Below are 999 nucleotides of genomic sequence, written 5' to 3'. Positions count from 1 at the left end.
TGCGTGGGATGCCGATTTTGCCGCCATCCGTAGCGATGTTCTTCGTCGCTACGGTTCTGTTCGTTTGGAGCTGCAGTTGACAGCAAAGGGAAAGAGGGCCAAAATCAACGGAATGGAACAGCAAAAGCTGAGCGAGTACGTGGGTGCCTTGAATGTGGTCATGTTTGCCCCAGAGGATCTGTCCATCGTCAAAGGATCACCTGCTCAGCGCAGACGATTCATCGATATGGAAATCGGCCAGGTGTCGCCTACGTATCTGTATTATTTGAGCAATTACAACAAGGTACTGGCTCAGCGAAACCAGTTGCTAAAGGATCTGGCGATGAAAAAAAGCCACTCGCTGGAAATGCTGACAATTTGGAATACCCAATTGGCTGATTTAGCGGTAAAATTGTTAAGGAAGCGTTTTGAGTTCATTCGGAAGCTGGAGACGTGGGCGAAGGATATCCACACCGGCATTACCGACGGTAGGGAAACGCTCTCTTTGCATTATGAAAACACGACGCCCGTCACAGAAGAACTGGAAGCAGACCAGGCTGTAGATTTGCTCTTGGCTGCCTATGAAGAAGTACGTGACCGGGAAATCATGCGCGGAAGCACGATGATCGGACCACACCGTGATGATTTTTCATTGAAAGTGAATGGCATGGATGTGCAAACTTACGGATCGCAAGGACAGCAGCGAACGACTGCTTTGTCCATCAAATTAGCCGAGATCGAACTGATTAAGGAAGAGGTAGGCGAATATCCTGTCCTTCTGTTGGATGATGTCTTATCAGAGCTGGATGAACATAGACAAACCTTACTGCTCGAGACGATTCAGGATCGGGTGCAGACGTTTGTAAGTACGACTGGTGTGGAAGGCTTAAAACATCAGGTTCTCCAGCAAGCCTCTCGTTTTTACGTGAAGGAAGGGAATATCTCAGGGGAAAGGTAGGGATACAGGGATGTTTATACACATTGGTGGAGATACTGTGGTGAGCACCAAGGATGTTATTT

Annotated in this window: 1 protein-coding gene; it reads left to right on the top strand. The window is 48.0% G+C overall.

The features are described 5' to 3' along the window. Positions 1-937: DNA replication/repair protein RecF (gene recF, locus EDM52_RS24215; protein ID WP_122911442.1), on the top strand; the 937-nt coding region annotated here is incomplete at its 5' end. Between the last annotated feature and the right edge of the window lie 62 nt (positions 938-999).

Source organism: Brevibacillus invocatus (assembly GCF_003710915.1).
Taxonomy (GTDB): domain Bacteria; phylum Bacillota; class Bacilli; order Brevibacillales; family Brevibacillaceae; genus Brevibacillus; species Brevibacillus invocatus.
Note: the sequence above shows the minus strand (reverse complement) of the source record. Positions and strands in the feature narration are given on the sequence as shown.